The organism is Mesorhizobium sp. M6A.T.Cr.TU.017.01.1.1 (assembly GCF_004023115.1).
GTDB lineage: Bacteria > Pseudomonadota > Alphaproteobacteria > Rhizobiales > Rhizobiaceae > Mesorhizobium > Mesorhizobium mediterraneum.
Window position 1 is genome coordinate 24,241 of record NZ_RZTA01000077.1, and the last position, 7,417, is coordinate 31,657.

Sequence of the window (7,417 nt, forward strand, 5' to 3'; positions counted from 1 at the left end):
AGGTTCCGGCGGTGTCTGAAGTGGCAAACAGTCAGCGTCTACCGGCAGGCCAGCCTGCCGTCCGCGCTGCCGCATGTCACGGCCACTTGCCCCTTTGCGGCACTGGCCCGGTCGAGCGCGATCTGCACGCGGCTGGTGTAGGCGTGGCCGGCCAGGCCGCACCACAGCCGCTCGACAGGCAGGTTTTCGCGCTTGTCGTTGAGAATCGCAAACGTCCCGGTCTTTGGATCGAACCACAGCTCGACACGTGCGCTCTTGCCAGGCGCCGCGGTGGCGATCGTGGCCGAATACCAGTGGGCGAAGTCGGCGTTGCAGGAAAGCGCCTCGCGCCCCGCATTCGAGATCGTCAGCGGCACGGGATCGAGCCCGTCGGTGCCGGTCCGCACAGTGATGTGCCGCAATTCAACCGCGTTGGCGAACGAGGTGAACGCCAGCGTTATCGGAAGGACATATCGCACAACCACCTTGCTTGAACTCCTGATATAATTGTTCAGGAAGTCTACCTCGCTTTTGCGCAATAACAATAAGAATATCTTGGGTCAACCGAACAGAGAGGGTAACATGTCTAAGTTTTTGAAGAGCAGCGTAAGCGCTGTTATATTGAGCGGCCTCTTGCTCGGCAACGCACTTGCCGCCGAGGTCAAGTCCATTGCCATCCTGACGCCGGAAGAAGGCACCGATTATGGCTGGAACCAGCAAGGTATCGACGCTGCCAAGGCGGCGGCGAAAGCTGCCGGTGTCGAGATAGTCGTGGCGCAGGGGCTCGGCTATGGCGACGTGCGGCCGACACTGCGCGAATTGGCGGCTGACGGCGCCAGCCTGCTGATCGCTCATGCCAGCGGCTACAACACCTCGGCTCCCGAAATCGCCAAGGAAACCAAGGTGCCGGTGGCGATCGTCGACACACCGACCGGTCTGGAGAAGGGCCTCGTCGCCGACTACACGCTGAGCGGTCATGAGGGTTCGTATCTTGCCGGCCGTCTCGCCGCCAAGATGTCGCGCTCCAAGTCGGTCGGCATCGTCGTGTCCGGCGAGCCTCCGTCGTGGAACTCGCAGTCGGCAGCGTTTGCGCAGGGCGTGAAGGCCGAGAGCCAGGACGTCAAGGTTACCTATGCTGTGATCGGACCTGCCGCCTACAGCGATGCGGCCGGCGGCAAGCGCGTCACCGAAAGCGTGATCGCATCGGGCGCCGACATCATCTTCGGCCAGGGCAACGGCTCGAGCTTCGGCATGCTGCAGGCGGTCGAGACGACCAAGGCCGGGGATGGCGGCAAGGTCTATTTCATCGATGTCATCGGCGACAAGACGCCCATCGACAAAGGTTTCCTGCTGTCGTCGGTGGTCTGGAACATCGAGCCGGTCTATGCGGCGATGATCGCAGACCTGAAGGCCGACACGTTCGGCACGAAGAGCTACTCGATCGGCCTCAAGGACGATTCCGTCAAGCTTCTGAAGACCGCTGCGATCCCGGACAATATTTGGGCTGAGATCCAGGCGCTGCGCGAAGACGTCATTTCCGGCAAGACCAAGGTCGATCCGGTCTATGATGCAGCCGCCGTCAGGGCGCTGATGACCAGCGTCGCCCAGTAAGGCGATTAACAGCAGGCTGCCGGAGGGGCGATCCGTTCGCCCCTCCGGACCGATTTCATATTTTCAAGGCCTTGGCTTTTATGAGCAGTGCTTCCTCATTGTCGGTCGCTAAGCGCGATATCGTCGCGCTTGAAGGCGTCACCAAACGGTTCCCCGGCGTCGTCGCCAACGACAGCGTCGATCTGGAGATCCGTCCAGGTGAAGTGCATGTGCTTCTCGGCGAAAACGGCGCCGGAAAATCCACTCTGATAGGCATGCTGTCGGGTCTGCAGCAGCCGGACGAGGGGCGCATATTGGTCGACGGCGAGCCGACCGCGATCACTTCGCCCCGCCATGCACTGGCGCTTGGCATCGGAACCGTATTCCAGCACATGATGCTGGTGCCGACACTGACAGTCGCGGAAAACCTGTTGCTCGGCGGACCGTGGTGGCAGCGCCCCAAGACCGAAGAATTGGAAGCGCGCGTCGCCGAGATCACCAGAACGCTCGGCATCACGGTAAAGCTGCATGCCAAGGTGTCCGAGCTTTCGCTCGGTGAGCAGCAGCAGGTCGAGATCCTGCGCGCCATGGTGCGCAACAGCCGGCTTCTGATCCTCGACGAGTCGACCTCGATGCTGACGCCGAAGGGTATCGATGAGCTGGGCGCACTGATGCGCCGCTTGGTCGAGCAGGGGTTGGCGATCGTCTTCATCACCCACAAGCTCAAGGAAGCGGCGGCCTTCGGCGATCGCATCTCGGTGCTGAAACTCGGCCGCAAGGTCGGCGAGATTCCTCCCGAGCGGTTTCGCGCGCTGGGCGAGCAGGCGATCATCTCCGAGATCGTGGAATTGATGTTCGGCAAGCAGAAGGACGACCCGGAAGCGGCCGAGCGTCCTATTCGCACCGTCCGCGCCGAAGCGGCTCCGCTGCTTCAGGTCCATGATCTCGGCGTTGCGCCGACAGACGATGCACCGGGCCTGTCGTCGATTTCGTTCGATATCCGTCCAGGCGAGCTGCTGGGCATCGCCGGTATCGACGGCAATGGCCAGAAGCAATTGGCGGAGGCGTTGGCCGGCCAGCGTGCGACGGTGGGCGGTTCGGTGCGGCTGCAGGGAGAGCCCATCGAGGCGCTGAGCGTCGGCGAACGCCGCCAGAGAGGCCTGCGTTACCTGACCGACGACCGGCTCGGCGAGGGCACGGTCGGGACCTTCCCGGTCTCGATCAATTTCTTCCTGAAGCAGGTTGGCGCGGCGCCCTTCTGGCGCAGAGGCGTCGAGCAGCGCGCCGAAATCGACAAGCGCGCGGCCCAACTGGTCCGCGAATATGACGTGCGCACGCCAAGCCTGAAGACGCCGGTCGCTCGGCTCTCTGGCGGCAATATCCAGAAGGTGCTGCTGGCGCGCGAACTCGCCGAAGGCGCAAAAGTGGTGATCTTCAACAAGCCAACCTATGGGCTCGATCTCGCCAACACATTGGCTTCGCGCCAGCGAATCCGCGATACGGCGGCTCGCGGCCTTGCCGTGCTCCTCATCTCCACCGATCTCGAAGAGTTGCTCAGCATGTGCGACCGCATCGCCGTCATCTCGAACGGGTCGCTCGTCGGCACCGTCGAGAATGCCGACGACGCCCGCACCAAGGTCGGTCGCTTGATGATCGGGCTTGCCGCATGAGCATCGACACCGCACCAGCTGCCGGCGCAACCGCCCTCGATGCCACGGCCGCGGTGGCGACGCGCCGCGACATCCAGCATCGGCTGCTGATGACCCTCGGCCCGATCCTGGCCGCGTTGATCATCGCCGGCTGCATCCTGCTTGCCGTCGGCGTCGACCCGCTTGCCTATTATGGCTTTGTCCTCAAGAGAGGGCTTTTATCGCCGCTCGGCATCCAACAGACGCTGACGCGCATGGCGCCGCTGCTGTTTCTTGCCGCCGGCCTGATCGTGGCTTTTCGCGCCGGCATGTGGAATCTCGGCGGTGATGGCCAGTTCCTGCTCGGCGCGGTAACGGCGGCGGCCAGCGCTCCGGTTCTCGTGGAGGTCATGCCGGCCTGGCTGGCGCTGATCTGCTCGTTCGTCATCGCCATGTTGGTTGCAATGGTCTGGTCGCTGGTGCCGGCCCTTTTGCGGGCCTATCAAGGCGTCAACGAGATCATCACCACGCTGATGATGACGTTTCTGGGCACCTCGCTTGCCAACGTGCTGGTCAAGCTGATGTTTCGCGATCCGGGCACAACCGTGCCGCAGACCCGCACCTTGCCGGTCGAGGACCGGCTGCCGCGCCTGTTCGACACGACCATCACAAGCGGATTGCTTCTGGGACTGGTGGCGATCATCACCGTGCATCTGGTGATGACGCGCACGGCCTTCGGCCTGAAGTTGAGGATCGTCGGGGCTAACCCACGCGCGGCCATCCATGCGGGGCTCGGCGTGCCGAAGCTCACCATTGCCGTCTTCGCCATTTCGGCCGGGCTGGCCGGTCTTGCCGGCGCTGTCGATATCCTCGGCGTCCAGGGCAATGTGCGCGCGGACTGGAACCCCGCTTACGGGCTGGCTGTCATCCCCGTCGTGTTCCTCGCCCGCATGAACGGCTTTGCCGCGATCGGTTTCGTGTTCCTGCTTTCGGTGCTGTCGATCGGCGGAGAGAGCGCGGCCCGCCGGCTCGGCGTGCCCAACCATTTCACGCTGGTGCTCGTCTCCATCGTGCTGATCGTGCTCGCGCTCGCCGAATACATTGATCACCGCTATAACCAGTCGCGAAAGGCCTGAAGCCATGACCGGGCTGTTCAGCGAAGCCTTTCTCAGCGCGCTTTTGTTCGGCGCGGTCACCGCGGCGATCCCTCTGCTGCTGGCCGGCCTCGGCGAACAGATGTCGGAAAAGGCCGGGGTGCTCAACATCGGCATCGAGGGCATGATGCTGGCCGGCGCCTATCTCGGTTTCGTCGGCGCCTTTTATTCCGGGTCGCTGTGGCTGGGCTTTCTCACTGGCGCCGGCGGCGGTGTCGCGGTGGCGCTGGTCATGGCGCTGCTTTGCGTGCGCATCGGGCTGAACCAGATCGTCATCGGCATCGCGCTGACCCTGGGGCTTGAGGGCCTGACGGCACTGCTCCACCATTTCCAGTTCTCGCGCAGCTATCCCCGCTTGCCGGCGGTGGACGTGACGGTCATTCCGTTGCTGTCGGACATTCCGGTCATCGGGCCGGCGCTGTTCAGGCAGCATCTCATCGTCTATCTGGCGGTCGCGCTGGTTTTCGCCATGGGTTACATCTACCGGCGCACGCAGCTCGGCCTCAACCTGCAGGCTGCCGGCGACAAGCCGGCAGCCCTTGACGTTGCCGGCATCGACGTCGTGCGAACCCGCACCGTCGCCGTGCTGACGACCGGAGCGCTGGCCGGGCTTGGCGGCGCCTATCTTGCCAATGTCGGGGCCGGCCTGTTCATTCCTTTCATCACCAATGGCGCGGGCTTTCTCGGCATAGTGCTGGCCATGCTGGCGCGCGGCCGGCCGGTCTGGGTGCTGTTCGGCGCCTTGCTGTTCGGCGTCTGCCTGTCGCTGACGACGGCCATGCAGGTGGCCGGCATCAACATACCGACCGACATCATCCAGATGCTGCCGTTCTTGGCGGTGATGGTCATGCTGGTGCTGTTTGGCCGGCGGGCCAGCCTGCCGGCGGCGCTCGGCATTCCATACGAGCGCGGCGCGCGCTGATCACAGGTTCATGCGCGGACGGGACCCGCGCCAAAAGAGGAGACAAAAAATGTCGGATACCAAGGTCTACCTGCTCGATGGCGGCTCGCTCGTTCTCGACGGCTATCACGTGTTCTGGAATCGCGGCCCTGGTGGCGAAGTGCGCTTTCCCGTCTATTCGATCCTGATCGAGCATGCCGAGGGCCGGTTTCTCATCGACACCGGCTACGACTATGATCACGTGATGAAGGTGCTGCCTTTCGAAAAGCCGATCCAGGAAAAGCACCAGACCATTCCCGGCGCCCTGGCGCTGCTCGGCCTCGAGCCGAAGGATATCGACGTCGTCGTCAACTCGCATTTCCACTTCGACCATTGCGGCGGCAACAAGTATTTTCCGCATGCCAAGAAGATCTGCCACCGGACCGAGGTGCCGCAGGCCTGCAATCCCCAGCCTTTCGAGCATCTCGGCTATTCCGATCTGAGCTTTTCGGCGGAGGCCGCCGAAGCGCGTGGCGCGACTGCGCAATTGCTGGAGGGCACGACTCGGGCCAACTCGATCTTCGAAGGCATAGAGGGCGACGTCGAGCTTGCCAGGGGCGTCAAGCTGATCTCGACGCCGGGTCATTCGATCGGCCATTACAGCCTGCTGGTCGAGTTTCCCAAGCGCAAGCCGATCATGTTCACCATCGATGCGGCCTACACGCAGAAGAGCCTTGAAACGCTGTGCCAGGCGGCCTTCCACATCGACCCGGTGGCGGGTGTCAACTCGATGCGCAAGGTGAAGAAGCTGGCCGAGGATTATGGCGCCGAGCTGATGTATTCGCACGACATGGAGAACTTCAAAACCTATCGGACCGGCACGCAATTCTACGGCTGATCGCCACCGACCGGAGACAAGATCATGCGCTATTTCGAACACGCCGAACCTGTCATCACGCTCACAGCGGGGCCGGTGAACGCCTATCCCGACGTGCTGCGCGGCCTCGGCCGCACGGTGCTCTACGATTACGACCCGGCGTTCCAGCTCTTTTACGAGCGTGTGGTCGACAAGGCGCAGAAGGCGATGCGGCTGTCGAATAAGCCGGTCATTCTTCATGGCGAGCCGGTTCTTGGCCTGGAGGCGGCCGCAGCCTCCCTGATCACGCCGGACGACGTCGTGCTCAACCTTGCTTCCGGTGTCTACGGCAAGGGGTTTGGCTATTGGGCGAAGCGCTATTCGCCGCATCTCATCGAAATCGAGGTGCCCTACAACGAGGCGATCGACCCGCAGGCGGTTGCGGCAATGCTGGAAGCGCATCCGGAAATCACCGTCGTTTCCGTCTGCCACCACGACACGCCGTCCGGCACTATCAATCCGATCGACGCGATCGGCGCGCTGGTTTCGACGCACGGCGCCTATCTGATCGTCGATGCCGTTTCGTCCTTCGGCGGCATGAGGACGCATCCAGAGGAATGCAAGGCCGATATCTATGTCACTGGCCCGAACAAATGCCTGGGTGCGCCTCCCGGCCTCACGATGATGGGCGTCAGCGAGCGGGCCTGGACCAAGATGAAGGCAAACCCGCTGGCGCCGAGCGCGTCGATGCTCAGCATCGTCGATTGGGAGCATGCGTGGTCGAAGGACAAGCCGTTTCCGTTCACGCCGTCCGTCGCGGAGATGAACGGGCTCGACGTCGCGCTCGACCTCTACCTCAACGAGGGAGCGGAGGCGGTGTGGGCGCGTCACGCGCTCACCGCCAAGGCCATGCGGGCGGGTGTCGCTGCCATGGGCCTGTCGATCTGGGCCGCAAGCGACAATATCGCGTCGCCGACCACGACCGCCGTCCGGACGCCAGAAGGCATCGACGAGACGGCGGTTCGCCAGGCCGCGCGCGCTCGTTACGGCGTGGTGTTTTCATCTGGCCGCGGCGAAACATTGGGCAAGCTGACACGCATCGGCCATATGGGCGCGACCGCCCAGCCGATCTATGCGGTCGCGGCGCTGACGGCACTTGGCGGCGCGATGAATTCCTTGGGCCAGAAACTCGCGGTCGGCAAAGGCATCGACGCGGCGCTGGCCGTTATCGACGCCGACACATGAACCAGAAAATCACCAGATCACAAATTGAGGGAGCGTTGTCATGACTGAACGACTGGCGGGAAAGACGGCCCTGGTTAACGGGGGC

At 63.3% G+C, this 7,417-nt stretch carries 7 protein-coding genes; 6 read left to right on the top strand and 1 reads right to left on the bottom strand.

What is annotated here, in order from left to right:
- Nucleotides 1–38: 38 nt before the first annotated feature.
- On the bottom strand, nt 39–464 hold the full coding sequence (locus EOB36_RS22390) for a hypothetical protein (RefSeq protein WP_128285702.1): 426 nt from the start codon (nt 462–464) through the stop codon (nt 39–41).
- Between the two features lie 97 nt (nt 465–561).
- Here EOB36_RS22390 and EOB36_RS22395 point away from each other — a divergent pair, with 97 nt between their 5' ends.
- The 6 genes from EOB36_RS22395 (at nt 562) to EOB36_RS22420 (ending at nt 7,332) form a co-directional block, all read left to right on the top strand.
- On the top strand, nt 562–1,590 hold the full coding sequence (locus EOB36_RS22395) for a BMP family protein (protein ID WP_128285703.1): 1,029 nt from the start codon (nt 562–564) through the stop codon (nt 1,588–1,590).
- An 80-nt stretch (nt 1,591–1,670) separates the two neighbouring features.
- Entirely contained in the window at nt 1,671–3,239 is a 1,569-nt protein-coding gene (locus tag EOB36_RS22400; RefSeq protein WP_126106812.1) for an ABC transporter ATP-binding protein, read from the top strand.
- Nucleotides 3,236–4,333 carry an ABC transporter permease gene (locus EOB36_RS22405; protein WP_128285704.1) on the top strand — a complete coding sequence of 366 codons (1,098 nt, stop codon included), beginning with the start codon at nt 3,236–3,238 and terminating at the stop codon, nt 4,331–4,333. Before EOB36_RS22400 ends, EOB36_RS22405 begins: the two co-directional genes overlap by 4 nt.
- A 4-nt stretch (nt 4,334–4,337) precedes the next feature.
- Nucleotides 4,338–5,273, top strand: coding sequence for an ABC transporter permease (locus EOB36_RS22410; protein ID WP_128285705.1), 936 nt, complete (start codon nt 4,338–4,340; stop codon nt 5,271–5,273).
- Nucleotides 5,274–5,322: 49 nt separating this feature from the next.
- Complete coding sequence (locus EOB36_RS22415) at nt 5,323–6,129, top strand: 4-pyridoxolactonase (RefSeq protein ID WP_127290985.1); 807 nt, start codon at nt 5,323–5,325, stop codon at nt 6,127–6,129.
- 24 nt (nt 6,130–6,153) lie between these two features.
- Entirely contained in the window at nt 6,154–7,332 is a 1,179-nt protein-coding gene (locus EOB36_RS22420) for an alanine--glyoxylate aminotransferase family protein (RefSeq protein ID WP_128285706.1), read from the top strand.
- The last annotated feature ends 85 nt before the right edge of the window (nt 7,333–7,417 follow it).

Bases quoted from the DNA above. Each gene is read 5' to 3' on its own strand.
- EOB36_RS22395 (WP_128285703.1), top strand. From the start codon at position 562: ATGTCTAAGTTTTTGAAGAGCAGCGTAAGCGCTGTTATATTGAGCGGC.
- EOB36_RS22420 (WP_128285706.1), top strand. From the start codon at position 6,154: ATGCGCTATTTCGAACACGCCGAACCTGTCATCACGCTCACAGCGGGG.
- EOB36_RS22410 (WP_128285705.1), top strand. From the start codon at position 4,338: ATGACCGGGCTGTTCAGCGAAGCCTTTCTCAGCGCGCTTTTGTTCGGC.
- EOB36_RS22405 (WP_128285704.1), top strand. From the start codon at position 3,236: ATGAGCATCGACACCGCACCAGCTGCCGGCGCAACCGCCCTCGATGCC.
- EOB36_RS22400 (WP_126106812.1), top strand. From the start codon at position 1,671: ATGAGCAGTGCTTCCTCATTGTCGGTCGCTAAGCGCGATATCGTCGCG.
- EOB36_RS22415 (WP_127290985.1), top strand. From the start codon at position 5,323: ATGTCGGATACCAAGGTCTACCTGCTCGATGGCGGCTCGCTCGTTCTC.